This is a genomic window from uncultured Friedmanniella sp., from assembly GCF_964244005.1.
Classification (GTDB): Bacteria; Actinomycetota; Actinomycetes; order Propionibacteriales; family Propionibacteriaceae; genus Microlunatus.
This window is the reverse complement of sequence record NZ_CAXTHG010000003.1, coordinates 110,486-136,582: the sequence shown is the minus strand read 5'-3', so window position 1 is coordinate 136,582 and position 26,097 is coordinate 110,486. Positions and strand designations below refer to the sequence as shown.

Here is a 26,097-nt window from a genome sequence, read left to right as displayed (position 1 = left end):
GGTGAGCAGCGAGATCAGCCCGGCGCCCGGACGTCCTCGGGCCACCACGACGGTCGTGCACCTGGTCCGGCACGGCGAGGTCTTCAACCCCACCGGCATGCTGTACGGGCGGCTGCCCGACTTCCACCTCTCCGACCTGGGTCGCGAGATGGCGCTGGCGGTGGCGGCCGACCTCGACGGTCGCGACATCGTCCACCTGCGCTGCTCCCCGCTCGAGCGGGCGCAGGAGACGATCGCCCCGCTGGCGGACCAGCTCGGACTGCCGGTGACCACCGACGAGCAGGTGATCGAGGCCGGTAACCAGCTGCAGGGGCGCAGGATCACAGCCGGCCGCATCTTGGGGACACCGGCGATCTGGTGGCTCTTCCGCAACGCGGCCACCCCGAGCTGGGGCGAGCCGTACCGCGAGATCGTGGCCCGGATGCGGCTGGCGCTGCGCGACGCGGCAGTCGCCGCCGAGGGGCACGAGGCGGTCGTGGTCTCCCACCAGCTGCCGATCTGGATGGCCCGCTGCGACGCCGAGGGCCGTCGGCTCGTGCACGACCCGCGTAAGCGCGAGTGCCGGCTGGCCAGCGTCACCTCGTTCACCTACACCGACGGTCGGCTGAGCTCGGTCGGCTACCGCGAGCCGGCCGCCGCCCTGTACGCCGGTCCGCGGCCGCAGAACTTCGTCGCGGGATCCTGATGATCGGCTTGGCGCGGCTGACGGGGGCGGTAGTGTTGACCGCCGCCCTGGTGTTCGGTGTCTCCGCCTGCAGCACCGGCAGGACCGACGGCGGAGCGGGCCAAGCCAACCAGCAGGGTTACGTCGGGTCCACGGGCGTCGTCACCGAGATCTCACCCGCCGACCGGGTGGCGCAGCCGGCGGTGGCCGGCCAGAGCCTGGACGGCAAGCCGCTCTCCACCGCCGACTACGTCGGCAAAGTCCTGGTGGTGAACGTCTGGGGCTCGTGGTGCTCGCCGTGCCGCGAGGAAGCGCCGGGCCTGCAGCAAGCCAGTACCGAGACGGCCAAGGTGGCGCAGTTCCTGGGCATCAACACCCGTGACTACGATCCGGCACCGGCCCAGGCCTTCATCCGGGCGAACGCGATCACCTATCCCAGCATCTACGACCCCGACGGCACGACCCTGCTTGCCTTCACCAAGACTGCGCCGGCCAAGGCGATCCCGACGACCTTGATCATCGACCGCCAGGGCCGGCTGGCCGTCCGTATTCTCGGGCCGATCTCCAAGATCACCTTGGTGACCGTGATCAACTCGGTGGCGAAGACATGATCCCGCTCGACCTCGCCAGCTGGGCGCAGGCCGCGGTCGGCGGCTCGATGGCGCTGGCCGTACCGGTGGCGCTGCTGGCCGGACTGGTGTCGTTCTTCTCCCCGTGCGTGGTGCCGCTGCTGCCGGGCTACCTCTCCTACGCCACCGGACTCGGTGCCGCCGAGGTGCTCGAGGGCACCCGGCGGCGCGGTCGGATGCTGATCGGTACGTCGTTGTTCGTCCTCGGCATCGCGGTCGTCTTCGTGGCCACCGGCACCGTGATCGGCAGCCTGGGTTCGGTGCTGTTGCGCTACTCCGACCCGATCAGCCGGGCGCTCGGCGTGGCGATCATCCTGCTCGGGCTGATCTTCGCCGGCGTGGTGCCGTTGGGTCAGCGGGAGCTGCGGCTGTCCCGGGTGCCCACCGCCGGGGTGGCCGCGGCCCCGCTGCTCGGCATCGTCTTCGCGCTCGGCTGGACGCCGTGCATCGGGCCGACGCTGGGCGTCGTCTACAGCCTGGCCTACAACGAGGGCACGGCCCTACGCGGCGGCCTGCTCGCGTTCGTCTTCGCGCTGGGCCTCGGGGTCCCGTTCGTCATCGCCGGGCTCGCCTACACCCGGATGGCCCGGGCCGTCGGCTTCCTCCGCCGCCACCAGGGCGCACTGCTGCGGACCGGCGGGGTGCTGATGGTGGCCGTCGGGCTGCTGCTGGTCACCGGGCTCTGGACCCAGGTCACCGCTTCGCTGCGCTCCTTCGCCACCTTCGTCCCGGTGATCTGAGCCTCACGATGACCACCACGGACGTCCGCGAGCCCGAGACCGCCGCCGGCGCCACGCCACCGCCCGGGCCGAGCAGCCTCCCCCGGCTGGGCTGGCGGGGCGGTTTCCGGTTCGTCTGGACCCAGCTGACCTCGATGCGGACGGCCCTGGTGCTGCTGTTCGCGCTCGCCGTGGCCGCCATCCCGGGCTCGCTCGTCCCGCAGCGCAACATCTCCCCGGTCCGGGTGTCGGACTTCATCGCCGAGCACCCCACGCTGGGCCCGATCTACGACAAGCTCGGCGTCTTCCACGTCTACACCTCGCCCTGGTTCTCGGCGATCTACCTGCTGCTCTTCCTGTCCCTGGTCGGCTGCATCGTCCCGCGGGTCGGCGTCTACGCCCGCGCCGTCCGCGGCCGGCCGCCGCGGACGCCGCAGAACCTGGCCCGGCTGCCTGCGTACAGCACGGCGCCGACCAACCCGGACGACGCGTCCGCCGTGCTCGAACGGGCGGCGTCCGCACTCCGGCGCCGGCACTACCGGGTCGAGGAGCGCGCGGACTCGGTGGCGGCCGAACGCGGCTACCTCCGCGAAGCCGGCAACCTGGTCTTCCACGTCAGCCTGCTCTTCGTGCTGCTGGGCGTCGCGATCGGCAGCCTGTACGGCTTCCGCGGCAGCAGCGTGGTGGTGGTCGGTCAGGGCTTTTCCAACACCGTTCCCCAGTACGACGACTTCGCCGCGGGCGGCGCCTTCTCCGATACCGACCTCAACCCGTTCGCCCTGGTGGTGAAGAGCTTCGACGTCCAGTTCGAGACCGGCGCGGTGCAGCGGGGGGCGGCCCGGCTGTTCAGGGCCGAGGTCGAGGAGACCGACAGCCCCGGAGCGACGCCGCAGCTGGAGACGCTCGAGGTCAACCACCCGCTGAACGTCAACGGCACCACCGTGCACCTGATCGGCCACGGCTACGCCCCACGGGTCACCATCACCGACGGCGACGGCAAGGTCTCCTTCTCGGGACCGGTCGTCTTCCTGCCCCAGGACGGTAACTTCACCTCGGCCGGTGCGATCAAGGCCCCGGACGCGCGGCCGCAGCGGGTGGCGTTCGAGGGCTTTTTCCTGCCGACGGCAGTCGACAACGGCTCCGGTATCCCGACCTCGGGTTTCCCGGACGCCATCAACCCGGCGCTGTTCCTCAACGGCTACTACGGTCCGCCGAAGGTCGAGAACGGGGTTCCCGAGAACGTGTACTCGCTCAACACCGCCGGGATGACCGAGATGAAGGACGACAAGGGCGCGCCGCTGCGGCTGGTGCTCGGCGTCGGCGACTTGGCCACCCTGCCGGACGACCTCGGCACCATCAAGCTGGACGGCTGGGACCGCTGGGTCAAGCTGCAGATCGGGGACTCACCCGGTTCGGCGATCTCGCTGGGAGCCATCGCCTTCGCCGTCTTCGGCCTCTGCTTGTCGCTGTTCATCCGGCCGCGCCGGGTCTGGGTGCGGACGCGGCGGGGCGACGGCGGCTCTGTCGTGGTCGAGGTTGGCGGCCTGGACCGCGCCGACGCCCGGGCGGGGCTCAGCGAGGACGTCGCCGAGCTCGCCACCGAGCTGTCCGGCCCGTCCCACGCATTCGGCGAGGACGACGCCGACGAATCTTTGACAGACCACCCTGATCGCAGTGAGAGAGCTGACCGATGAGATACGAGTACCTGTCGAACGTCGTGTTCGTGACGTCGGTCGTCGTCTACGCCCTGGCCATGTTCGCCCACGCTGCTGAGTGGGCATCAGCGCGCAGCGTCGGAGCGGCCGCGGCTGAGCCGGAGCGTGAGCTGGCGGCGGTGGGCGCACGGGGCGACGTGGTGTACGACCAGGTCGACGCTCCGTCCGCTCGCAACGACGGGTCCGCCGCCGGCTCGAGGTCCGCGGCGGCCGACGACGGGCTGACGGGTGCCAACTCCCAGCGCGTCGAGATGTTCGGCCGGATGGGTGTCGCGCTGACCATCATCGGGTTCCTGCTCAGCACTGGTGGAGTACTGCTGCGCGGGCTCGCGGCGGGCCGGGCGCCCTGGGGCAACATGTTCGAGTTCACCACCACGGCGATGGTCTTCATCGTGGCGGTCTACCTGCTCATGGTGTGGCGGGCCGGTCTGCGCTGGCTCGGCCTGCCGGTGACGTTGCTGGCCGCGGTCGGCAACGGCCTGGCCGTCACCGTGTTCTACGTCGCGGTGGCGCCGCTGGTCCCGGCGCTGCACTCGGTCTGGTTCCTGATCCATATCGTCGCTGCGGCGATCTCGGGCGCCGCGTTCAACGTCGGCGGCCTGATGTCGATCCTCTACCTGCTCAAGAAGCGCGCCGAGGACCGCGGCACCGTCAAGGGCTACCTGGCGCTGCTGCCGACCTCCCGCCGGATCGACCTGATCACGTACCGCTTCCACGCCTTCGCCTTCCCGCTGTGGACCTTCACCGTGGCCGCCGGCTCGGTCTGGGCCGAGTACGCCTGGGGCCGCTACTGGGGCTGGGACCCCAAGGAGACCTGGGCCCTGGTCACCTGGGTGGTCTACGCCTGCTACCTGCACGCCCGTTCGACCGCCGGCTGGCGGGGCAAGAAGGCCGCCGTGATCGCGATCATCGGCCTCGCCTCGTTCTGGTTCAACTTCGTCGGCATCAACCTGCTGGTCTCCGGCCTGCACTCCTACGCTGGCGTCTGACCCGCCACCCTCACTGACCCGCCCCCCGGCCCAGGCCGAAAGGCCCCAGCCGAAGGCTGGCCGGTCACTTCACACACTCGCGGGCGACCTCACACCCGCTGCCGCAGGTGTGAGGTCGCCCTCGAGTGTGTGAAGTGACCGTGCAGGGTGGGCCCCGGGGTAGCGGCCGCACGGAGGGCTGGCGCGGTGCGAAGGGCCCGCTCCTAGAGCAGCTCGCGCCAGGCGGCGAAGCCACCGATGACGTCGGTCGCGCGCCAGACGCCGAGGTCGTGCAGGGCGGCGGCGGCGAGGCTGGAGGTGTAGCCCTCCTGACAGAGGACAATCACCTGGAGGTCGTACGAGGCGATCGGCAGGGCCGCGTCACTGGACGGGTCCAGCCGCCACTCGAGCACGTTACGTTCGATCAGCAGGGCACCGGGGAGATCGCCTTCCGCTGCGCGTTGCGCTGCAGGACGGATGTCCACCACGACCGCACCGGCGCCCCAGAGACTCCGGGCCTGTGCTGGGGTGAGCCTTGAGAGGCGCCCCCGGGCCATTTCCAGCACTTCTTGGATGGTCTTGCGACCGGTGCGGGTCGTGGTGGCTGGCGGGATGAGGATGCTCACCAATTCACCCCAGCCAGTTGGGATCGAGACAACGATAACAGCGTCCCGGACGGTTCGTACTCATGCATCTCGCTCAGTGACGGGGCATAGACATGGATGCTGACGGCTGGTACAAGGTCGTCGTTGGTGACCTGGTGGATGTGCTGTCGGCCGAAAGGACGGACCTCTCCACCGGAAAGCCGGCGCTCGCCGGGGGCGATCCGCGCCGTACCGTCCCCGAGCGCGACCGCGTGCCGTTCGGTCAGCGTTCCACGGACGGTGGCGAAGGCGCCGGCGCTACCGCCGTGGTCGTGCCAGAGCGTTCCCTGGCCCGGCAGCCAGCTGAGCAGCCACACCTCGTAGCCGGGCTCGCCGAGCAGGCGGGTGTAGTAGCGGGTCTGGTCGTCGTAACGGACGAGCGGCTCCCAGAGGTCGGTCTGGGAGGCGAGGGAGCGGGCGATCTGCCCGAGCGGGGACGTACGGATAGACATGTGGGAACTCCTGGGGGCGCGGCGCGACCACGAGGGTCGGGCAACAACGGGACGACGGGAAGCGGGACTCAGACGCAGCAGGGCATTCGCCGACAGCTGGCGCTCGCGGTGCGCTGCAGGTCGACGTGGATCCGGCTGTGGAGGTACTTCACGGGCGTTCCTCGGAGTGGGCGGCTGGTTTGCCGACGTCTGGACGATGCCGACCAGGTCTTCACCCGGAGCACCCCACCGTCGCCGAGGGTTGCTGGTCAGCGAGCCGGGGCCGTGCGCTGACACTCATGACCTGGGACAGACGTTAGCCCAGCCGCCGAGTAGCACCAAACCCCTGTCTCACCATAGGAAATAGCGGCAATTAGCACGCTCGACCATTGGCCGGTCTCCAGGGGTGTACGGTGAACTTGAAACTTCAACTCTAGCGGGAGCCCCCATGCCGATCCAGCGCCTCAACCACGCCGTCCTCTTCATCTCCGACCTCGACCGGTCGGTGGCGTTCTACACCGAGGTGCTCGGCTTCCGCGTCGTGGAGACCATCCCCGGCCAGGCGGCCTTCCTGCGGGCCCCGGACTCCACCAACGACCACGACCTGGGCCTGTTCCGGACGGGTCCGCAGGCCACCCCCAGTGCGGCCGGTCGCTCGACGGTCGGGCTCTACCACCTGGCTTGGGAGGTCAGCACCCTTGGCGACCTCGAGCAGCTGCAGCACGCCCTGGCCGCGGCGGACGCGCTGGTCGGGCTCTCCGACCACGGCACCACCAAGTCCCTCTACGGCGCCGACCCCGACGGCATCGAGTTCGAGGTGGTGTGGCTGATCCCGGCGCACCTGCTCGCCGCGGGCGCGGCGATGACCACGCGCCCCTTGGACCTCGCTGGTGAGATCGAACGGTACGGGCGCGACGCGCGCAGCGGCCTCGGCATCAGCGTGCCGCTCGGCGTCACCGTCTGACCAGCGGCACCGGCTGACCCGGTCGCTGCCTCGGACCCGATGGCCGCTGGCGCGGCCGTCGGACCCGATGGCCGCTGGCGCGGCCTGGCACGATGGCGGGGTGCAGCACTTCGATCTCGCCGTCATCGGCTCCGGCTCGGGCAACTCGATCGCCGACGAACGCTTCGCCGAGACCTCGATCGCGCTGATCGACAAGGGCACCTTCGGCGGTACCTGCCTGAACGTGGGCTGCATCCCGACCAAGATGTTCGTGCACCCGGCCGACCTCGCGCTCAGCCCGGCGCACGCGCGCCGCCTCGGCGTCGACCTCGAGCTCGGCGCGGTGCACTGGGACGAGATCCGGGACCGCATCTTCGGCCGGATCGACCCCATCTCTGCCGGCGGCCTCACGTGGCGCCGCAGCAACGACAACGTCACCGTCTTCCAGGAAGCGGCGCACTTCGTCGGGGAGCACGCGTTGCGTGTGGGGGAGGCGACGATCACCGCCGACCGCTTCGTGCTGGCGGCCGGCAGCCGTCCGGTCATCCCCGACATCCCCGGACTCGAAGGCGTGACCTACCACACCTCGGACACCGTGATGCGGCTGCCGGAGCTGCCCGGGTCGATCCTCATCGTCGGGGGCGGCTACATCGCCGCCGAGTTCTCCCACATCTTTGCCTCCTACGGCACCCGGGTGACGGTGGTCAACCGCGGCGAGCAGATGCTCAGCCGCGAGGACGCCGACGTCTCGGCCCGCTTCACCGAGCTGATCCGAGAGCGGATCGACCTCCGGACGGGCAGCACCCTGCGCCGCGTCCGAGCAACCGACGGTGGTGGCGTGACCGCGACGGTGGCGGACGCCGCGGGGGAGCAGGAGCTGACCGCGGACGTGCTGCTGATCGCCACCGGCCGCCGGCCCAACGGCGACACCCTCAACCTGGACGCCGCCGGTATCGAGGTCGACGAGCAGGGTTACGTCGTGGTCGACGCCCACCAGCGGACGAGCGCCCCGCACGTCTACGCGCTCGGCGACGTCTCCTCGCCCTACCAGCTCAAGCACGTGGCCAACCACGAGGCCCGGGTCGTCCAGCACAACCTGCTGCACCCCGACGACCTGAGGACGAGCGACCACCGCTACGTGCCGCACGCCGTCTTTTCCTCGCCCCAGGTCGCCGCCGTCGGGCTGACCGAGCGGCAAGCGCGCGAACAGGGCCTCGACTACACCGCCGCCCAGCAGGCGTACGGCGACGTCGCGTACGGCTGGGCGATGGAGGACAAGGACCACTTCGTCAAGCTGGTCGGCGACCGCAGCTCGGGTCGGCTGCTCGGCGCCCACCTGATCGGACCGGACGCGTCCTCGCTGATCCAGCCGCTGATCCAGGCCATGAGCTTTGGCCAGACCGCCGCTGAGGTGGCTCGGGGCCAGTACTGGATTCACCCGGCGATGGCCGAGGTGATCGAGAACGCGCTGCTCGCCCTCGGCTGAGTCCGTCGGAAATCCGGAACGTCGGGTCTTGTCGGCGGGGTCGATAACGCGGAGAGCGAGCAGAACCACGGGCCGGGTGTGCAGCGTCGCGTTGCTGGCGCCCACCACGATGGTTCCCGCGGGCAGACTGGTGACGGCGGCTGAACCGGGCGCCGCCGGCCGATGCGTTGGTCAGCGGCGGTTGCCGACCAGCTTCCAGGTGGCCGGCAGCAGGCCGGCGGCGACGACGATCTTGATGGCGTCACCGATGAGGAAGGGCACGACACCGAGCAGCAGGGCCTTGGCCAGCGGCAGACCGGTCGCCAGCATCAGCCCGGGCACGCCACAGGCGTAGATGGCGAGGTTGCCGAGCACCATCACACCGGCCGTCCGCAGCACGTTCCGGTCGGCACCTCGCTCAGCCAGCCGGCCGACGATCCAGGCGGCGAGCACGAAGCCCACCACGTAGCCGAAGGAGGCGAACGACCAGCCGCTCTGGTGAGCGGCGAACCACGGCACGCCCGCCGCGCCGGCCAGCAGGTACAACGCCATCGAGGCGACCCCGCGCCGGCTGCCCAGCACCGCGCCCACCAGCAGCACCGAGAAGGTCTGCAGCGAGAGCGGGATCGGGGTGAACGGCAGCGGGATCGCCACCTGGGCCGTGAGACCCACGAAGACGGCGCCGCCGACGACCAGAGCCACACTGCGGGCAAGCCCGCCCGGCAGCACGTCGGCCAGGGTCCGGGGACTTACGCTGATGCTCGACATGGGTCCTCCCGAAGGTGTGTGGGCTGTTGCCGGTACCCGCAGTTGCGGCCGGTAACGCGTGTGGCCCAACCTTAGGGCGCGCGCCCGCGCCGGTTGAACAGGCATCTCAAGAGTGGACGCCCCGAACCAGGAGGTAGCCGTGGCCACGCCCGAACCCCGCGCCGGGGGCCGTCGGCTCCACGTCGCGACCCGCGGTCTGACGGCGTTGCTGACCGTACGCGGTACCGCCCTCGCCCTGAGCGCGACCGTACTGGTGCTGGCGGCCTGCACCATCCCCGGCGGCACCCCGGCGGCCACCGGCCCGGCGTCCAGCGGCGGCACCGCGCCCGCGTCCGGCTCGCCCAGCCCGTCGACGGCACCGCGGTCGAGCTCACCGAGCAGCACCCCGACGCCGTCGGAAACCCCCCCGCTGCCCACGGCGGCCGCGTGCATGCGGCTCGTCAGCGAGCTCAGCCTGGCCGAGCGGGTGGGGCAGCTGCTGATGGTCTCGTCCAGCTCGACGGGGCTGTCCACGTCCCGGGCCGCGATGATCGGCCGCACCCACGCCGGCAGCGTGCTGCTGCTCGGCAACTCCAAGGCCGGCGTGTCGGCCACCCAGCAGGTGATTGCCGATGTGCGCGACGCGGCCGACCGGCCGCAACGGGTGAACGTGATGGTTGCGGCCGACCAGGAGGGCGGGCTCGTGCAGCGGCTCGCCGGCAGCGGCTTCGCCGACATCCCGTCGGCGGTGCTGCAGGCCAAGCTGTCCGACGAGAGCCTGGCCACCGAGGCCGAGACCTGGGGCGACGGGCTGGACAAGGCGGGGATCAACGTCAACCTCGCCCCGGTCGCCGACGTTGTGCCCCGCAACCTGGTGGCGGTCAACCAGCCGATCGGCCAGCTGCGCCGCGGCTACGGCCCCTCGCCGAGCATCGTGGCCCGCAAGGTCGCCGCCTACACGACCGGGATGGACAACGCGGGCATCGCCACCGCGGTCAAGCACTTCCCTGGGCTCGGCCGTGTCCGGGGCAACACCGACACCGAGGCACGCGTGGTCGACACGGTCACGACCCGCAGGGACCCGGCGCTGAAGGGCTTCCAGGCCGCCGTGGACGCCCGGGTCGACATGGTGATGGTCTCCTCGGCCATCTACCGCCAGATCGACGCCAAGCAGCAGGCCGCCTTCTCCCCGACGGTGATCGGCACCATGATCCGCGGCGACCTCGGGTTCGACGGGGTCGTGATCTCCGACGACCTCGCCGCCAGAGGCGTGAGCGACGTCCCGGCGAACCAGCGGGTGATGCGCTTCCTGCTGGCCGGCGGGGACCTGGCCATCGTCGCCGATCCCGATCTGGCGGAGGCCTCGGCCAAGGCGCTCGTGGCCCGCGCCGAGAGCGACCCCGACTTCGCCGCCCGGGTCGACGAGAGCGCTGCCCGGGTCCTGGCCATGAAGGACCGCCGCGGCCTGATCCGCTGCTGACCCGGTCTGTCCGTCACTTCACAGGCCGACGGCCGACATCACACCCGCGGGCGCAGTGGCAAAGTGACCCTTGAGCCTGTGAAGTGACCGTCAGGCCTCTGGCCGGGGGGTGGTGGCGCGGCGGGGGGCCGGGTCGGCTTCCGCGTTCGCTCGGTCAGCTGTCGACGGACAGCTGGGCGAGAGCGGCCCGGGCGGGGGCGACGAGGTCGGGCCGGGTGTCGGGGATGGAGGCGTAGAAGAGGCCCGAGCGGGCTCCGTCGGCCACGATCGCGACGATCAGCCGTTCGCCCTTGGCGTTCAGCCCCGGGATGTCGAAGCTCAACGCGGACTCGACGATCCAGGCGTCGTGCCCGTCGATCGTGGTGGCCCGGTTGACCTTGACGTCACTGGTGACCTGGGCGTTGCCGTAGAAGGTGCCGATGACGCACTTCACGACGATCTTCGAGCCCTCCTCGGGGGAGAAGAAGCCGTCCCCCGCCTGGAGCTCGGCGACCAGGATGGAGGCGACCCAGTCGTGGTCCTCCGTGCCGTCGTAGTTGGCCTGATCGAGCACAGACTGCATGCGGATGTCGGTGCCGAAGGGGACGGGATTACCGCTGGACGTGGGCGGCCCCCACGGGGCGACGAGCTCGGGGTAGGAGAGCGGGCCGCCGTGCACCCGGCCGTCGTTGGGGTCCTGGTTGGGGTCGTCGCTCTGTTCCTTGGCGACCGGGCACGCGTTCTGGCTGCCCTGGCCGCCGGGACCGGCCACCGGGCCGGTCAGCCCGGTAGTCGTCCGCACCGCGATCACCGCGATCACGGCAATGACCAGGAGGAGGGCGCCACCAGCCAGCCACCAGCCCAGCGGCGACCGCTTGCGGGCGGTCTGCTGATAGCCCTGGTAGGCCGAGCCGGCCGCCGCGTAGCCGGTGCTTCCGTACGGCTGCTGGCCATACGACTGCGCGCCGTAGGACTGCCCGCCGGTGGCGTAGCCCGTACCGGCAGGAGTGGCGCCGGTGCTCGCCGCGGGGGAGGAGGGGCCGAGCAGCCCGCGCGTGGGCGGCGGTGCGGCTGGGTTGGGCGACGTGGCGGCGGACCAGGCCCGACCGTCCCAGTACCGGTAGAGGTCCTGGCCGCCCCCGGGATCGGGGTACCACCCAGCCTGTGCGCTCACGCCGGCGAGTCTATGTCGGCGCGCCGTCGTAGCTGAGGGATCGAGCGACCTCCTAGCCAATCCACAGGTCGGGCCTCTGATCGGCAGCAGTGAGCCCGATCCTCACCTACGCTGCCGGGGGGTCCGGCGAGAGTCGCAGGGCTCAAGGGGGAACCATGCGCACGATCACCACCATCGGTCTGACGGCCGTCCTGGCCGTCGCGGTCACCGGCTGCAGTGTGCTCGGCGGGGCCTCGGACCCGCCCGCCTCGAGCGCTCCGACCTCGGACGCGCCGCCGCCGGCGACCTCGGCTCCGGCCAGCAGCAACGATCCGACCGCTTCGACGACCGGGAGCCCCAGCGCTACCCCGACCGGCACCGACCCGGCCACCGCCGCGCCCACGCCGGCCGATCCGAACCAGCCTGGTGCCGGCAGCGAGCTCGGTCAGTCGGTGGCCACCCGGACCTCGTCCAAGGGCGGCAAGAAGGTCACCGTGACCCTCTACCCGGTGCTCCGCAGCGGCACGACGAGCACCGTCAACTACACCCTCAGCTCACCTGTCGACAGCACCGACCGTCTCCAGGTCGCCGATCTGCTCTCCGACGGCGACTACAAGGCCAGCGACTCCACCGGCCTCGCCGGTGACGGCCTGCAGCTCGTGGACGGCAAGAACAGCAAGCTCTACCTGGTCGCCTCCGACGGCGTTGGCAACTGTCTGTGCTCCCGCAGCCTCTCGTCGGTCTTCCTGTCCGGCAACGTCCCGGTCGTGCTCTCGGCGACCTTTGCGGCGCCGCCTGCGGACGTGACGATCGTCGACGTCAAGATCCCCAACTTCGGGACGGTGAAGGATGTCCCGGTCCAGTGACCGTCGGTCCGCGCGGCCGTACGTCCTCGGGCTGGGTCTGCTGTTGGTCGGCGGCCTGCTCGGCCCGGGCTCGGCCTCGGCAGCCCCAGGCCCGGTCGCTCCGGTCGTCAACGTGACAGCTCCGGTCGCCGACGTCGTGGCGCCGGTTCTCGACATCTCCTTCGGCGAGTCCGACCTCAAGCGTGAGGCCCGGGTCGAGCGGCTGCCTAGCAAGACGACGATCACGCTGGACTCGACCGTGCTGTTCGGCCTCGACAGCGCGAAGATCAACGCCAAGGCGCGCGACCGGCTGCGCGAGGTCGGCCAGCAGCTGGCCGGGCAGGGCGCCGGGTCCGTCCGCATCACCGGCTACACCGACGACCTCGGGTCGGCGGCACACGGCAAGACCCTCAGCCGGCAACGGGCCACAGCTGTCGCTCGCCTGCTCCGGTCAGACCTGCCCGCCGCCGACTTCGCCTTCACGGTGGTCGGCCGTGGCGAAGCCGACCCCGCCGTCCCCAACACCTCGGAGAAGAACCGGAAGGTCAACCGCCGGGTCGTGGTGGTCTACAGCAAGAAGTGAGCCCCCCGATGCACCACCAGTCACTCAGCCGAAGCGGCCGGTGATGTAGTCCTCGGTCGCCTTCTCGTTGGGGTTGGAGAAGATCTTCTCGGTCGACCCGATCTCGATCAGCCGGCCCGGCTTGCCCTGCGCAGCCAGGTTGAAGAACGCTGTCTGGTCGCTCACCCGGGCGGCCTGCTGCATGTTGTGGGTCACGATGACCACGGTGTACTGCTCCTTGAGCTCACCGATCAGGTCCTCGATCGCGAGCGTGGAGATCGGGTCCAGGGCCGAGCACGGCTCGTCCATCAAGATGACCTGGGGCTCCACCGCGATGGCCCGGGCGATGCAGAGCCGCTGCTGCTGACCGCCGGAGAGGCCGATCCCGGCCCGACCGAGCCGGTCCTTGACCTCGTTCCAGAGGTTGGCCGCCATCAGCGACCGCTCGACCGCCTCGGTGAGCACCTTCTTGTTCTTGACCCCGTTCAGCCGCAGACCCGAAGCCACGTTGTCGAAGATCGACATCGACGGGAACGGATTGGGTCGCTGGAAGACCATGCCGACCACCCGACGGACGGCGACGGGGTCGACCCCGGGCCCGTAGAGGTCCGTGCCGTCCAGGCTGATGCTGCCCTTGACGTGTGCACCGGGGATGACCTCGTGCATCCGGTTCAGCGTCCGCAGCAGGGTGGACTTGCCGCACCCGGACGGGCCGATGAAGGCGGTCACCGTACGGGGCTCGACCGTCATCGACACCTCTTGGACCGCGTGGAAGCCGCCGTAGTAGATGTCGACGTTGTTGACGTCGATGCGCTTGGCCATCTGGTTACTTCTCCTTGAGTTTGCTGGCGCGGGCGATCACCCGGGCGAGCAGGTTGAGCAGCATGACGATGAGGATCAGGGTGAGCGCAGCGGCCCAGACACGCTCGTAGCCCGGCAGGGTCGGCGCCTGGTCGCGGCCGGAGTTGATCATGGTGGGCAGGGCGCCCATGGTTGCGGCCGTCGGGGAGAAGTTGATGCCCACGGCGTAGGAGACCAGGATCAACAGCGGGGCCGTCTCGCCCATCACCCGGGCCAGCCCGAGCACCACGCCGGTGGAGATGCCGCCGAACGCGGTCGGAATGACGACCTTGAGGATCGTCTTCCACCGCGGCACGCCGAGGGCGTACGAGGCCTCCCGCAAGGAGTCCGGGACGAGCTTGAGCATCTCCTCGGTCGAGCGCAGCACCACGGGCAGCATCAGCAGCACCAACGCGCAGGAGACCGCGATCACCGAGCGGCCGAAGCCGAAGATGGTGATGAACAGCGCGTAGATGAACAGCGCCGCCACGATCGAGGGAATCCCGCTGAGGATGTCGACGGTGAAGCTGACCACGCGGGCGGCCTTGGTGCCGCGGGCGTACTCGATCAGGAAGACCGCGCCGAGCACGCCGAGCGGGACCGCGATCACGGCGCAGATCAGCCCGATCTCGACCGTGCCGATGATCGCGTGGTAGGCGCCACCGCCCTCGCGGCGGGGAGTGATGCCGCGCTGGCTCTGCAACCACCAGTTCGAGGTCAGGATCAGCCGCCAGCCCTTGCTGATTACGGTGTAGAGCACCCAGACCAGCGGGATGACCGCTAGCACGGCGGCGAGGGTGACGTAGACCCAGGCGAGGGAGTTGGTGAACGTCCGGATCCCACTGGGACGACGGAACGAGAGCTTCTCGTTGTCGGTGCCGGTGGGCTGGCTCACGGCGGTGCTCATTTGGCACTTCCCCTGTCAGCGACGACCCGGGCCAACGCGTTCACCAGGAAGGTGACCACGAAGAGCACGAGGCCGGCGGCGATGAAGGCGCCGGTCTTGGACGGGGTGTCGAATTCGGACGCGTTGTTGGCGATCTTGCTGGCGAAGGTCTCGCCGCCGGAGAAGATCGAGGGCGAGAACTTGGCGCCGGCGGCCGGCGTGCTGAGGATGATCAGCACGGCCACGGTCTCGCCGAGCGCCCGACCGAGGCCGAGCATCGAGGCGCTGATCACACCGGAACGGCCGTACGGCATCACGGCTCGCAGGATCATCTCCCAGCGCGTCGCCCCCAGGGCCAGGGCGGCCTCGATGTGGTCGCGCGGGGTCTGGGCGAAGACGTCGCGCGAGATCGCGGTGACGATCGGCAGGATCATGATGGCCAGCACGATCGAGGCCACGAAGACCGAGTTCTTCGGCTGGGCGCCCGTGTTGGCGAAGAGCGGGATGAAGCCGAGGTGGGCCGAGATCCAGACGCCCGCCGGGTTGAGGAACGGGCCGAGCACGGTCAGGCCCCAGAGACCGAAGATGATCGAGGGCACGGCGGCGAGCAGGTCCACCACGAACGACAACGGGCCCGACAGCCGCTTGGGGGCGTACTGGGTCAGAAACAGCGCCACCCCGATCGCGACCGGCACCGCCAGCAGCATGGCGATCACCGACGACAGCACGGTGGTCCAGAGCAGCCCGAGGATGCCGAACCGCAGCTCGTTGCCCACCACGATCCAGTTGCGGGAGGTCAGGAAGTTGTCCTGGTCGCGCGACAGGGCCGGCAGGGCCAGCGCCAGCAGGAAGACGGCGACGAAGACGACGAGGCCCACGATCACCACGCCGGAGCCACCGGCCAGGGCGCTGAAGATGCGGTCGCCGGTCCGGCTGATGCTGGCGAGCTTGACGCCGGAGCCGCGCTCGGGCACCCGTTCGCTGCTGCGGGCCACCGTTCGGGTGACGACCACCCTCGGGACCGGGGAGGTCACCTCGGGTTCGTCGTGGGTCTCGGCGGGGGAGACGGCGGGATCCTGCTCGGCGGCGGTGCTCTGCCGGCCGGGCTCCAGCGCGTCAGCCGTGCCGGTCTCGGTGGCGGACATGACCCTCCTGTGGTTGCTGAATGTCCCGAACGTGGTCCCTCCCCGCCCGGTTCGGCGGGCGGGGAGGGAGCCGTGGAGTAACTAGTGTCGGGCGATCAGGAGATGGCGTCGACCGACGCCTTGACCTTGGTCAGCAGCGTGGTGGGCAGCGGCGCGTAGCCGAGGTCCTCCAGGCTCTGCTGGGCCGTGTCGGAGGCGAAGTAGCCGAGGAAGTCCTTGACGATGGCCGTCTTGTCGGCGGCCAGTCCCTTGCTGCAGACGATCTCGTAGGTGACCAGGAGCGCCGGGTAGGCGCCCTCGGCGTTGCCCGTGTACTTCAGGCTCAGGCTGAGGTCGTTGCCCGAGCCCTTGATCTCGGCCTCGTCGACGGCCTTGCCCACGGACTCACCCGTCAGCTCGACCGCACCCTTGCCGCCGTCGAGCTGGGCGATCTTGAGGTTGTTGGTCTTGGCGTAGCTCCACTCCATGTAGGAGATGGAGTTCTTGGTGCCGGTGACGCCCTCGGCCACGCCGGCGGACTTGTTCTTGCCCTCGCCGGTGCCGGTCCAGGCCTTGGCCGGCTCGTCCTTCCAGGCGCCGTTGCCGGCGGCCTGCAGGTACTTGGTGGCGTTCTCGGTGGTGCCCGACTCGTCCGAGCGGAAGAAGACCGTGATCGGGTCGCTCGGCAGGGTGACCCCGTCGTTCAGCTTGGCGATCTTCGGGTCGTTCCAGGTCTTGATGGTGCCGTTGAAGATCTCGGCCAGCACCTCGGCGTTCAGCGTCAGCTTGTCCACGCCGTCCACGTTGTAGGCGAACGCGATCGGGCCGACGACCATCGGGAGGTTCCACGCCGGGTTGCCCTCGCATCGCTCCTCGGCCTTCTCGGACTCGACGACGCCGTCCTTCTCCTCGGTCTTCAGCGCGGAGTCGGAGCCGGCGAAGTCGACCAGGCCGTTGTAGAAGGACTTGATGCCCGCACCGGAACCGGTCGGGTTGTACTCGATCGTGGCCTTGTCGCCGCACTCGGCGTTGTAGCTGGCGATGGTCTCGGTGATGGCGTCGTTCTGGGCGCTCGAGCCCTCAGCGGCCAGCGAGCCGGCCGGGCAGGCGAGGCCGGAGGCGCTCGTGGAGCCGCCGGAGGAGGAGGTGGAGCCGCCGGGGGCGGCGGAGCTGGTGGGCGCGACCGGGTCGGAGCCGCAGGCGGCGAGGCTCAGCGTGCCGAGGGCGAGCACGGCCGCAAGCTTGACGACCCGCGAGGTCAGGTACGGCTTCGCGGAAGCCTGGTGCAGGGTCATGCGTGTCCTTACAGACGAGAGGGGTCGAGCCCCTGATGAGGTCCCCGGTGATACCACATCGCCGGGACGCGGCAGGGTCACCCCTCCCGATGGCGGGAACGTACGCGGGTCAGTTGTCCGGACGGGCCGCGCAAGGTGAACGGGAGATGAACGATTCCACTCCCACCAACCGGGCCAGAGCTGAGGCCGGCCCAACGCGCCCCGAGCACGTCGAGGGCCTCGAAGGGGTTGCGGCCCTGTTTCCGCCGGCGTACCCGATCCACCCACAACGCGAACGATCCCCCCGGGAGCACCCGGGAGGACCGTTCGACGAGGGAATGCTTCAGCTACCCGGCAGCGCGTCAGGCAGTCGGAGCGCGGAGGCGATCGTGAAGTGCAGGTCGGTCTGGTCGGTCAGCCCGACCACGTTGGCGGCCTTGGGGCCGTAGCCCGCGATCCGCACCTGCGTCCCGGTGTGCTCCTGGGAGCTGCCGGCAGGCGCTGTGCCGTAGGCGATGGTCATCGGGGCGCCGTCGTGGGTGAGCAGCGTGGTGGTCAGGCCCGGGGTGTTGGTCCCGGTCTCGACGATCTGGCTGGTGTGCCCGTGGTCGGCGGTGACGAAGACCGAGGTGTTGCCGTCGGCCTTGGCAAAGTCGAGCGCCACCTTGACCGCCTGGTCGAAGGCGACCACCTCACCGATCTGGCCGCAGGCGTTCGCGGCGTGGTCCTGCTTGTCGATGCTCGCACCCTCGACCTGGAGGAAGAAGCCCTTCTTGTTCTTCAGCAGGTCGATCGAGGTCGTGGTCATGTCGGCCAGGTCGGGTTGGGTCTTGGGCAGGTCCGGGTTGGTGGTGCAGCGCACCGGCTCCGCGGTCGCCCCGGTCGGGGTGGCGGCCGGGCCGGCCCACTGGACGGGCAGGTTGCCGGAGGCGAAGAGCCCGAGGACCGGCTTGGTCTGGTTCGCCTTCTTCAGCTTGTCCAGGCCAGCGCTGTCGGTGATCACCTGGTAGCCCTGCGCGTCGGCCTGAGCGGCGAGCGTCAGGCCCTGGTACTTGCCCGCGGTCGCGGTCTGGGCGAAGGTCTTGGACCCGCCGCCCATCGTGATGTCGGCTCGGGTGTTCAGGATCTGCTCGGTGATCGAGCCGGGTCCGCCGTTCTCGATGCTCGCCTCCGGGCACTTGGCCGCGGTCTCCACCGGGCCGTAGCAGCTACGGTCCGAGACGTGCGACGCCTCGACGGCCGGAGTGGCGTCCTGGATCTCGGAGGTGGTGATGTTGCCGGTCTTGAGGCCCTTCGCCTTGGCCAGCTCCAGCAGGGTGGCCTGGGACTTGCCGTTCACGTCGACGGAGATGGCGCCGTTGTAGGTCTTGGTGCCGGTCGCCCAGCCCGAGCCGCTGGCCGCGGAGTCGGTCACGTAGTCGGGCAGCTTGGTCTCCTCGTCGAGGGAGAAGGTCGTGTACTGACCGGTCAGCGGCAGGGCGTCGATGCCGGGGAAGCGGCCGTCGGCGCCGAAGCGGTAGTTGCGGGCCGAGGTGATCTCGGAGTCGCCCATGCCGTCCCCGATCAGCAGGATGACGTTCTTGGCGTGGCCCTTGTCGATGGCGCGCTTGACCTTGGCCGACTGGTCCCCGTGGTTGCGCGTCGCTCCGCCGTTCACGGTGAGGTCAGAACCGCCGTAGCCCGCGTACGCGAAGCCGGCGGAGAAGGTCAGACCGCCGACGGCCAGCACGGCCACGGCCGTCCGAGCAGCAGAGGTGGGAGGAAACTTCATTTGAGCCCCGTTCGTTGTTCACCCCCGCCTCGTGCGGGGACGCAGGCATCGAAACCCGCGCGGATGAACGCCAGACGGCGTACCGGTGACGAGCGAGGGAAAGCTCAGGCCTGGGGGCGGTGCCGTTCCAACGCGTGGACCTCACCGTCGCCGGTCAGGTGGGCCACCAAGAACTCACCCGTGACCAGCGCGTTCGGTGCCATCTCCAGGGCTTCGAGGACGTGCGGCAGGACGGGGCGGTGCACGCAGATCGCCGTCGGCACCTGGTCGGTGACCGTCTGCTCGCGGATCCGGGCCAGCAGCCGGGCCACGCCGCGGGCGTCGTCGCTGCCTACTTCCTCAGTCAGCTGTCCGTACGTCTCGACGTGCAGCTCGCGGCTGTGCGCGTACGGCATCACCGTGCTGACGCAGCGGGCCGAGCTGGACGAGACCAGTCGCTGCACCCCGTACGCGGCGAGCATCGGGATCAGCAGCCGCGCCTGGCGCCGGCCGCGGGAGTTGATCGGACGGGCCGGGTCCTTGCGCGACCAGTCCTTGCGGTCCATCGCCTTCGCGTGCCGCAGGATGACCAGCGGGGTGGTCACCGGCTGCTCCATCAGCTGGCGGACCAGGAAGCGGTCGTGCTCGAAGTCGAGCCGGCTGAGCGCCGCCTGCAGCGGCAGCCAGGACACCTCGTCCACCTCGGCGTCGGGCACCCGGCGCTCGACCGAGACCACCGAGCCGGCCCAGTAGTCCACCCGCTTGGGCCCGGTCTTGGCCGTCTCGTAGGTGACCTGGTCCAGCGGCAGGCCCAGCCGGATGGTCACCCCGGTCTCCTCCAGCACCTCGCGCACCGCACACGCGGGCAGCGACTCCCCGGCGTCCAGCTTGCCCTTCGGCAGGCTCCAGTCGTCGTAGCGCTCGCGGTGCACGAGCACCACCTCCGTCCCGCGGGTGGGGTGCTCACGGGTGACCACCGCACCGGCGGCCAGCACCGGCCGTACCTTGCTCGACACCGGCCGCACCCGCTCCCTCAGCATGTCCCACCCCGAGACTCGTTCACTTGGCGCGCGTCATTCCGCTCACTTCGCTCGACGTCAACCCGCTCACTTCGCTCGACGCCTGCTCTTGACGCCGATCAGGTGCTCCTGCATGTCCAGCAGGGGCTGGTCGTCCTGGCCCACGGTGAACTGGGTCCAGCCGCCGTCGGGCTGCAGCTTCCAGGAAGCGGTCTGCTTGTCGAAGGCGATGTCGAACAGGCCGCCGATCTCCTCGACGTGCGCCGGGTTGGTGATCGAGGCGAGCACCTCCACCCGCCGGTCCAGGTTGCGGTGCATCAGGTCGGCCGAGCCGATCCCGACGCTGGGGTTGCCGCCGTTGGCGAACCAGAACAGCCGGCTGTGCTCCAAGAAGCGGCCGAGGATGCTGCGGACCCGGATGTTCTCGCTCAGCCCGGGGACGCCGGGACGGATGGTGCAGATGCCACGCACCCAGAGGTCGACCGGCACGCCGGCCTGTGACGCGCGGTAGAGCGCGTCGGAGATCGCCTCGTCGACCAGGGAGTTGACCTTGATCCGGATCCCGGCGGGCCGGCCGGCGCGGTGGTGGTCGATCTCGGCCTCGATCCGGGCCAGCAGGCCGGTCCGGATGCCGTGCGGGGCGACCAGCATCCGCTTGTACGAGGTCTCCTGACTCATCCCGGAGAGGTGGTTGAAGAGCCGTCCGACGTCCTCGGTGATGATCGGGTTGGCGGTCAGCAGGCCCATGTCCTCATACGTCCGGGCCGTCTTGGGGTTGTAGTTGCCGGTGCCGATGTGGACGTAGCGGCGCAGCCCCTCGGGCTCGTCGCGGACCACCATCGACAGCTTGCAGTGGGTCTTGAGCCCGACCAGCCCGTACACGACGTGACAGCCGTGCCGCTCGAGCCGCCGGGCCCAGGCGATGTTGGCCTGCTCGTCGAAGCGGGCCTTGATCTCGACCAGGGCCAGCACCTGCTTACCGGCCTCGGCCGCCTCGATCAGCGCGTCCACGATGGGGGAGTCGCCGGAGGTGCGGTAGAGGGTCTGCTTGATCGCCAGCACCTGCGGGTCGTCGGCGGCCTGCTCGATGAAGCGCTGGACGCTGGTGGCGAAGGAGTCGTACGGGTGGTGCAGCAGCACGTCACGCTGCTTGAGGGCGGCGAACATGTCCGCCGGCTTGGCCGTCTCCACCTCCGACAGGTGCGGGTGCGTGGAGGGCAGGAACGCCGGGTACTTGAGCTCGGCCCGGTCGATGTCGGTGAGCGCGAACAGCCCGCGCAGGTCCAGCGGTCCGGGGACCCGGAAGACCTCCTTCTCGGCGATGTCCAGCTCACCGACCAGCAGCTCGAGCATCTTCGGGTCGATGTCGTCCTCGACCTCGAGCCGGACGGGCGGCCGACCCACCTTGCGGCGCAGCAGCTCCTTCTCCAGCGCCAGCAGCAGGTTCTCGGCGTCGTCCTCCTCGACCTCGACGTCCTCGTTGCGGGTCACCCGGAACGTGTGGTGCTGCACCACCTGCATGCCGGAGAAGAGCTGGTCCAGGTGTTGGGCGATCACGTCCTCGAGGGCGACGTAGCGGCCCTCCGACAGCGGCAGGAAGCGCGACAGCACGCTCGGCACCTTGACCCGGGCGAACTGCCGGGCGCCGGTCTCGGGGTTCTTGACCAGGACGGCCAGGTTGATCGACAGCCCAGAGATGTAGGGGAAGGGGTGGGACGGGTCGACGGCCAGCGGGGTGAGGACGGGGAAGATCCGCTCGGCGAAGAGCTCGTCCATCCGGCTACGTTCCTCGGCGGTGAGCTGTTCCCAGCGCAGGATCTCGATCCCGGCAGCAGCCATCTCCGGCCGCACCACCTCGGTGAAGACGCGGGCCTGTTCGGCGACCAGCTCGCGGGTGCGGTTCAGGATCGCCGCGTGCACGTCGCGCGGCATCATGCCGCTGACGGTGGGGACGGCCACGCCCGCGGCGATGCGGCGCTTCAGGCCCGCGACCCGGACCATGAAGAACTCGTCCAGGTTGCTGGCGAAGATGGCCAGGAACTTGGCCCGCTCCAGCAACGGGACGCGCTGGGCGTCCTTGGCCAGGTCGAGCACCCGGTTGTTGAAGGCCAGCCAGGACAGCTCGCGGTCGGCGAACCGGTCCTGCGGCAGGTACGGCTCAGGTGGTGGCGGCCCGTCGGCAGCGGCGAGCCCGTTCGCGGGTCCCCTCGACACGAGGGTGACCACGTCGACTGCTTCCATCCGAGCTCCTGATCTCATCGTGAGGCGGCGCGGTCCGGTCCACGAGGAGCCGGGACTGGTACGTCCCGGTGGGCCCCCGCGTCCGAAGCCGCGCGCTCACGGTCGGGCGTACATCACATCACGGTTAGCCGTGGTGAAGCCACGCCCCGTGTACAGCGCGACCGCCCGCTCGTGCTCACCCTCGACGTAGAGCTCGACCTCGCTCACGCCGACCTCCTGCAGGTGCCGCAGGCCGAGGTCGAGCAGCGCCTTGCCGAGCCCGCGACCGCCGGCGTCCGGGTCGACGCCGAGCACGTACACCTCGCCCAGGCTGGCCGAGTGGCGCTTGGTCCAGTGGCTGCCGACCAGCCGGCCGTCACGCTCGGCCAGCAGGAAGCCGGCCGGGTCGAACCACGGCTGGGCCATCAGCTGGGCCAGATCGTCGGCGGTGATCGCGCCCTGTTCCGGGTGGGAGGCGAACGCCCGCGCGTTGACGGCCAGCCACGCCGCCTCGTCCTGGCCGGGGACGAACGTCCGTACGGTGACGCCATCGGGCAGGGCGGGCCCTGGCGGCGGCTCGAGCAACGGACGGGTCATCCGCAGCAGCTGCCGTACGGACCGCCAGCCCTCGGCGGCGGCCAGGGCCTGGGCCGCCGGGAGGTCGCCGAACGCCCAGACGTGCAGCGGACCGGGCGCCAGCTCGACCAGCCGACGTAGCAGGGTGAGCCCGACGTGCCGGCGCCGCTGGTCAGGCTCGACGACCAGCTGGCCCGTACTGGCCTCGGCTCCCACCTCGAGCTGGGCGTAGCCGCGGAGCGGGCCGTCGGCTGGTCCGTCCGCCGGCAGCTCCAGCACGTGCTGGACCCTGTCCGCCGGGTGGGAGAGGTGAAGCAGCCCCGCTTCGTTGACCGCGTTCACGCCGTCGGTGACCGCCGCCCGGTCGAGCAGGGCCCGGACCGCGACCATCTGAGCAGGGTCAAGATCGATCAGGGCCTGCGTACGGACGGCGTTCATCCGCCGACCCTAGACCCCGACGAGCGCGGCGGCGCCGGCCGCACGTACAAGTGTAGGAAACTATCTGCGCATGTAGCGTTTTCCTACAAGCACCAATAACTCGCTAGAGGTTGATGATGAACCCAGTCACTAACCCGTACTCCCCTGGGGCGGGCCGGCCGCCGGCCGCACTGGTGGGCCGTGACCACGAGCGAGGTAGCTGGAAGGTGGCCCTCGAGCGGATCGAACGGGGCCGCGGTGCTCAGCCAGTGGTGCTGTACGGGTTGCGTGGCGTCGGCAAGACGGTGCTGCTCTCCGACTTCGCCGCCCTGGCTAGCGCGCGGCGCTGGATCGTAGCCAAAGCCGAAGCCGGTGCTGGCAAGTCGTTGCGGGAGATGCTCGGCGAGTCCCTGCACGGGCCCCTCGCCGACTTGGCCCGCCCGTCGGCGGGGCGACGGCTCCTTCAGGGGCTCCGGACGGCGCTCAGCTTCAAGGCGTCCTACGATCTCGCGGGTACCTGGAACTTCGGCATCGACCTCACCGAGGCGGCCGGCGGTGGCGCGGACACGGGATTCTTGGAAACGGATCTGGCGAAGCTGCTGAAGGACGTCTCGGCGGCCGGGCAGGAGCAGGGTACCGGTCTCGCCATCCTCATTGATGAAGCGCAGGACCTCTCCGGCGCCGAGCTGACCGCTCTGTGCTCGATCGCCCATCTGGCCGGTCAGGAGAGCTGGAGCCTGGTGATCGCCCTCGCTGGATTGCCGAGCCTCCCGCGGGTTCTCGCAGAGGCGAAGTCCTACTCAGAGCGGCTCTTCAGCTTCGAACGGGTCGAGCACCTTGACGATGCGCTGGCTCGTGAGGCGATAGTGAGACCTGCCGCAGACGAGTCGGTGGGCTGGACCGAGCCTGCGGTGGCGCTTGTCGTCCAACAAGCCTCGGGCTATCCGTACTTTCTTCAGCAATTGGGCAAGGATTCGTGGGACGTGGCCACGAGTTCACCGATCCAACTGGCTGACGCCAGGGTAGGAGTCGAGAGAGGTCGAGCTGCGCTCGACGCCGGCTTCTTTCGTGCCCGCTGGGATCGGGCGACGCGCAGTGAACAGCGCTACCTCCGTGCGATGGCCGCAGACGGTGACAATGGCAGCTCTTCTGGCGCGATTGCAGAACGCCTGCAGCGGCGGGTCACCAGCTTGGGCCCGGTGAGGGCCAGCCTTATCGCAAAGGGCCTGGTGTTCGCCCCCGAGCACGGCATCGTTGCCTTCACCGTTCCTGACATGGCGAGCTTCATCCAGCGCCAGCCTGCCGCTTAGCGCGCACCTGGATCGGCTGCCCCGCACAATGGAGCGGCCGTCGTAGATTGGACGGCATGCGCGACGAGGAGTACCCGGCCGACCAGATCGGGACGTACGGGGCGGGCGAACAACCGGCCGTCGCCGCCCGGATGACCCCGCACCTGCGGCTGACCCAGACGGGTACGGTCGCAGCCGGGCTCGCCGTGGTGGTCTCGGCGGTGGCGGTGGCCAGCTTTCCGCGGTTCACCACCGAGGCGACCGGGGTGGGTTGGGCGGTCTTTGCCCTGGTCTGCGCCGTGCTGATGCTCGGCATCTGCGTCGTCCAGCTGGTGGCCTGGCGGCAGGCCATGGCCTGGTGGCGGGGACAGCGCAGCACCCCGCCCGCGCCGTTGGCTCCGGTGTCGTGGTGGCTGCACGTGGCCTCCTACCTGGTCGCGCTGGCGGCGCTCTACGCCTGCATCGCGGGTAGCCGGACCGCCGGCTGGACGGCGACGGCCGCCACCCTGCTGGCGGTCGCGCTGCTGCTTGTGCTCGCCGGCCAGGTGTTGGGCGCGGTCCAGTACGTCCGCCCGGACGGCCCGCCCGGGACCGTACCGATGCACCTACGCCGGCTGTTCGCCCGTGAACGTGCCCGGCAGCAGGCCGCCGCAGCCATCGTCGAACGCGACTCCCCGCGCGGCTGACCGCCGACCCCTCGTTGGCCGACCGTGTCGGTCACCCGGCGTTTACCGGGCAGTCACCCTCTGGTCCACCGGAGGCGTTAGAACTAGAGACATGGCTCAGACGGGTGGCACCGACCTGCGTTCGCAGCTCGTGTGGTTGAAGGAGCGGTACGGCGCGGACGACTTCACGGTCGAGGAGCTCGACGACGACGATCCCATCCTGCGGTCCGTCGACGGCACGATCATCGACACCTGGCGCGAGGGCTATCCCTACGACGAACGGCTCGACACAGCGACCTACGAGGGCGAGAAGCGGCTGCTCCAGATTGAGCTGCTGAAGATGCAGCGCTGGATCAAGGCCACCGGCCGCCGGCAGGTGCTGGCCTTTGAGGGCCGCGACGCCGCCGGCAAGGGCGGCACGATCAAACGCTTCACCGAGCACCTCAACCCGCGTAACGCCCACGTCGTGGCGCTGGAGAAGCCCACCGACTACGAGTCGCGGCAGTGGTACTTCCAGCGCTACATCGCCCGGCTGCCCGCCCGCGGGGAGATGGCGCTCTTCGACCGCTCCTGGTACACCCGCGCCGGGGTCGAGCGGGTGATGGGCTTCTGCTCCGACGCCGAGTACGTCCAGTTCCTGCGGCAGGCCCCCAACTTCGAGGAGCTGCTGGTCGAGGAGGGCTTCGACCTGGTCAAGTTCTGGTTCTCGGTCTCCAAGAGCGAGCAGAGCACCCGCTTCCTGATCCGTCAGATCGACCCGGTCCGGCAGTGGAAGCTCTCGCCGATGGACCTCGCCTCGCTGGACAAGTGGGACGCGTACACCGCGGCGAAGGAGGACATGTTCACCCACACCGACACCGACACCGCGCCCTGGACGGTGGTCAAGAGCAACGACAAGAAGCGCGCCCGGCTCGAGGCGATGCGGTACGTGCTCTACCGGGTGGACTACGAGGGCAAGGACGCTGACGTCGTCGGCGTCCCCGACCCGCTGATCGTCGGCCGGGCCTCCGAGGTCTACGAGATCGGCGAGCGGCACACGGCGGACGTGTCCGACCTGGTCAGCAGCTCCTCAGCCTGACCCGGCCGCGGAGCG

26 protein-coding genes and 1 riboswitch are annotated in these 26,097 nt (G+C 70.0%); of the genes, 13 read left to right on the top strand and 13 right to left on the bottom strand.

Annotated elements, in window-relative coordinates; translation table 11 throughout:
• The first annotated feature begins 1 nt into the window (after position 1).
• From ACFE76_RS03090 to ccsB, 5 genes are read left to right on the top strand one after another with little or no spacing between them, the layout of a single operon-like run.
• Positions 2 to 685, top strand: coding sequence for a histidine phosphatase family protein (locus ACFE76_RS03090; protein WP_375430271.1), 684 nt, complete (start codon positions 2 to 4; stop codon positions 683 to 685).
• Positions 685 to 1,275, top strand: coding sequence for a TlpA family protein disulfide reductase (locus ACFE76_RS03085; protein ID WP_375430270.1), 591 nt, complete (start codon positions 685 to 687; stop codon positions 1,273 to 1,275). Before ACFE76_RS03090 ends, ACFE76_RS03085 begins: the two co-directional genes overlap by 1 nt.
• Before the next feature lie 47 nt (positions 1,276 to 1,322).
• Positions 1,323 to 2,033: a cytochrome c biogenesis CcdA family protein gene (locus ACFE76_RS03080; protein WP_375430341.1), complete on the top strand. Its 711-nt coding sequence runs from the start codon at positions 1,323 to 1,325 to the stop codon at positions 2,031 to 2,033.
• Between the two features lie 8 nt (positions 2,034 to 2,041).
• Positions 2,042 to 3,706: a cytochrome c biogenesis protein ResB gene (locus tag ACFE76_RS03075; protein ID WP_375430269.1), complete on the top strand. Its 1,665-nt coding sequence runs from the start codon at positions 2,042 to 2,044 to the stop codon at positions 3,704 to 3,706.
• Entirely contained in the window at positions 3,703 to 4,716 is a 1,014-nt protein-coding gene (gene ccsB / locus ACFE76_RS03070) for a c-type cytochrome biogenesis protein CcsB (protein ID WP_375430268.1), read from the top strand. The genes ACFE76_RS03075 and ccsB overlap by 4 nt, the downstream gene beginning before the upstream one ends.
• A 203-nt stretch (positions 4,717 to 4,919) precedes the next feature.
• Here ccsB and ACFE76_RS03065 read toward each other — a convergent pair whose 3' ends face one another.
• The 3 genes from ACFE76_RS03065 to ACFE76_RS03055 all read right to left on the bottom strand — a co-directional run bounded on the left by ACFE76_RS03065 (position 4,920) and on the right by ACFE76_RS03055 (position 5,943).
• Positions 4,920 to 5,321 (bottom strand): rhodanese-like domain-containing protein, encoded by a 402-nt coding sequence (locus ACFE76_RS03065; protein WP_375430267.1) that lies wholly within the window; start codon positions 5,319 to 5,321, stop codon positions 4,920 to 4,922.
• A complete protein-coding gene (locus tag ACFE76_RS03060; RefSeq protein ID WP_375430266.1) occupies positions 5,318 to 5,791 on the bottom strand; it encodes a cysteine dioxygenase family protein in 474 nt (157 codons plus the stop codon). Before ACFE76_RS03060 ends, ACFE76_RS03065 begins: the two co-directional genes overlap by 4 nt.
• 68 nt (positions 5,792 to 5,859) lie before the next feature.
• Complete coding sequence (locus ACFE76_RS03055; RefSeq protein ID WP_375430340.1) at positions 5,860 to 5,943, bottom strand: putative leader peptide; 84 nt, start codon at positions 5,941 to 5,943, stop codon at positions 5,860 to 5,862.
• Between the two features lie 18 nt (positions 5,944 to 5,961).
• A riboswitch (SAM riboswitch) is annotated at positions 5,962 to 6,075 on the bottom strand.
• Between the two features lie 143 nt (positions 6,076 to 6,218).
• Here ACFE76_RS03055 and ACFE76_RS03050 point away from each other — a divergent pair.
• Positions 6,219 to 6,734: a VOC family protein gene (locus tag ACFE76_RS03050; RefSeq protein ID WP_375430265.1), complete on the top strand. Its 516-nt coding sequence runs from the start codon at positions 6,219 to 6,221 to the stop codon at positions 6,732 to 6,734.
• A gap of 100 nt (positions 6,735 to 6,834) precedes the next feature.
• Entirely contained in the window at positions 6,835 to 8,199 is a 1,365-nt protein-coding gene (locus ACFE76_RS03045; protein WP_375430264.1) for a mycothione reductase, read from the top strand.
• 171 nt (positions 8,200 to 8,370) lie between these two features.
• Here ACFE76_RS03045 and ACFE76_RS03040 read toward each other — a convergent pair whose 3' ends face one another.
• Complete coding sequence (locus ACFE76_RS03040; RefSeq protein WP_375430263.1) at positions 8,371 to 8,946, bottom strand: biotin transporter BioY; 576 nt, start codon at positions 8,944 to 8,946, stop codon at positions 8,371 to 8,373.
• Between the two features lie 139 nt (positions 8,947 to 9,085).
• Here ACFE76_RS03040 and ACFE76_RS03035 point away from each other — a divergent pair, with 139 nt between their 5' ends.
• On the top strand, positions 9,086 to 10,405 hold the full coding sequence (locus tag ACFE76_RS03035; RefSeq protein WP_375430262.1) for a glycoside hydrolase family 3 N-terminal domain-containing protein: 1,320 nt from the start codon (positions 9,086 to 9,088) through the stop codon (positions 10,403 to 10,405).
• 154 nt (positions 10,406 to 10,559) lie between these two features.
• On the opposite strand, the gene ACFE76_RS03030 is transcribed toward ACFE76_RS03035, so the two are convergent.
• Positions 10,560 to 11,558, bottom strand: a complete 999-nt coding sequence (locus ACFE76_RS03030; RefSeq protein ID WP_375430261.1) for a DUF2510 domain-containing protein — start codon at positions 11,556 to 11,558, stop codon at positions 10,560 to 10,562.
• Between the two features lie 155 nt (positions 11,559 to 11,713).
• Between ACFE76_RS03030 and ACFE76_RS03025 the strand changes: the two genes are divergently transcribed.
• Both ACFE76_RS03025 and ACFE76_RS03020 read left to right on the top strand, forming a co-directional pair.
• Complete coding sequence (locus ACFE76_RS03025; protein ID WP_375430260.1) at positions 11,714 to 12,403, top strand: hypothetical protein; 690 nt, start codon at positions 11,714 to 11,716, stop codon at positions 12,401 to 12,403.
• Positions 12,387 to 12,965: an OmpA family protein gene (locus ACFE76_RS03020; protein ID WP_375430259.1), complete on the top strand. Its 579-nt coding sequence runs from the start codon at positions 12,387 to 12,389 to the stop codon at positions 12,963 to 12,965. The genes ACFE76_RS03025 and ACFE76_RS03020 overlap by 17 nt, the downstream gene beginning before the upstream one ends.
• Before the next feature lie 24 nt (positions 12,966 to 12,989).
• On the opposite strand, the gene pstB is transcribed toward ACFE76_RS03020, so the two are convergent.
• From pstB to mshD, 8 genes are all read right to left on the bottom strand, one after another.
• A complete protein-coding gene (gene pstB / locus ACFE76_RS03015) occupies positions 12,990 to 13,766 on the bottom strand; it encodes a phosphate ABC transporter ATP-binding protein PstB (protein ID WP_375430258.1) in 777 nt (258 codons plus the stop codon).
• 4 nt (positions 13,767 to 13,770) lie between these two features.
• Positions 13,771 to 14,691 (bottom strand): phosphate ABC transporter permease PstA, encoded by a 921-nt coding sequence (gene pstA, locus ACFE76_RS03010; protein WP_375430257.1) that lies wholly within the window; start codon positions 14,689 to 14,691, stop codon positions 13,771 to 13,773.
• A complete protein-coding gene (gene pstC, locus ACFE76_RS03005; protein ID WP_375430256.1) occupies positions 14,688 to 15,815 on the bottom strand; it encodes a phosphate ABC transporter permease subunit PstC in 1,128 nt (375 codons plus the stop codon). Before pstC ends, pstA begins: the two co-directional genes overlap by 4 nt.
• A gap of 95 nt (positions 15,816 to 15,910) precedes the next feature.
• On the bottom strand, positions 15,911 to 17,089 hold the full coding sequence (gene pstS, locus ACFE76_RS03000) for a phosphate ABC transporter substrate-binding protein PstS (protein WP_375430255.1): 1,179 nt from the start codon (positions 17,087 to 17,089) through the stop codon (positions 15,911 to 15,913).
• A 322-nt stretch (positions 17,090 to 17,411) separates the two neighbouring features.
• Positions 17,412 to 18,839, bottom strand: coding sequence for an alkaline phosphatase (phoA, locus tag ACFE76_RS02995; RefSeq protein ID WP_375430254.1), 1,428 nt, complete (start codon positions 18,837 to 18,839; stop codon positions 17,412 to 17,414).
• 104 nt (positions 18,840 to 18,943) lie between these two features.
• Positions 18,944 to 19,834, bottom strand: a complete 891-nt coding sequence (locus ACFE76_RS02990) for an NUDIX domain-containing protein (protein WP_375430253.1) — start codon at positions 19,832 to 19,834, stop codon at positions 18,944 to 18,946.
• 90 nt (positions 19,835 to 19,924) lie between these two features.
• A complete protein-coding gene (locus ACFE76_RS02985) occupies positions 19,925 to 22,078 on the bottom strand; it encodes an RNA degradosome polyphosphate kinase (RefSeq protein ID WP_375430252.1) in 2,154 nt (717 codons plus the stop codon).
• A 96-nt stretch (positions 22,079 to 22,174) separates the two neighbouring features.
• A complete protein-coding gene (gene mshD / locus ACFE76_RS02980) occupies positions 22,175 to 23,071 on the bottom strand; it encodes a mycothiol synthase (RefSeq protein WP_375430251.1) in 897 nt (298 codons plus the stop codon).
• Positions 23,072 to 23,184: 113 nt separating this feature from the next.
• Here mshD and ACFE76_RS02975 point away from each other — a divergent pair, with 113 nt between their 5' ends.
• From ACFE76_RS02975 to ppk2, 3 genes are all read left to right on the top strand, one after another.
• Entirely contained in the window at positions 23,185 to 24,360 is a 1,176-nt protein-coding gene (locus ACFE76_RS02975) for an ATP-binding protein (protein ID WP_375430250.1), read from the top strand.
• Positions 24,361 to 24,416: 56 nt separating this feature from the next.
• Complete coding sequence (locus tag ACFE76_RS02970) at positions 24,417 to 25,025, top strand: hypothetical protein (RefSeq protein WP_375430249.1); 609 nt, start codon at positions 24,417 to 24,419, stop codon at positions 25,023 to 25,025.
• Between the two features lie 91 nt (positions 25,026 to 25,116).
• Positions 25,117 to 26,082, top strand: coding sequence for a polyphosphate kinase 2 (gene ppk2, locus ACFE76_RS02965; protein ID WP_375430248.1), 966 nt, complete (start codon positions 25,117 to 25,119; stop codon positions 26,080 to 26,082).
• The last annotated feature ends 15 nt before the right edge of the window (positions 26,083 to 26,097 follow it).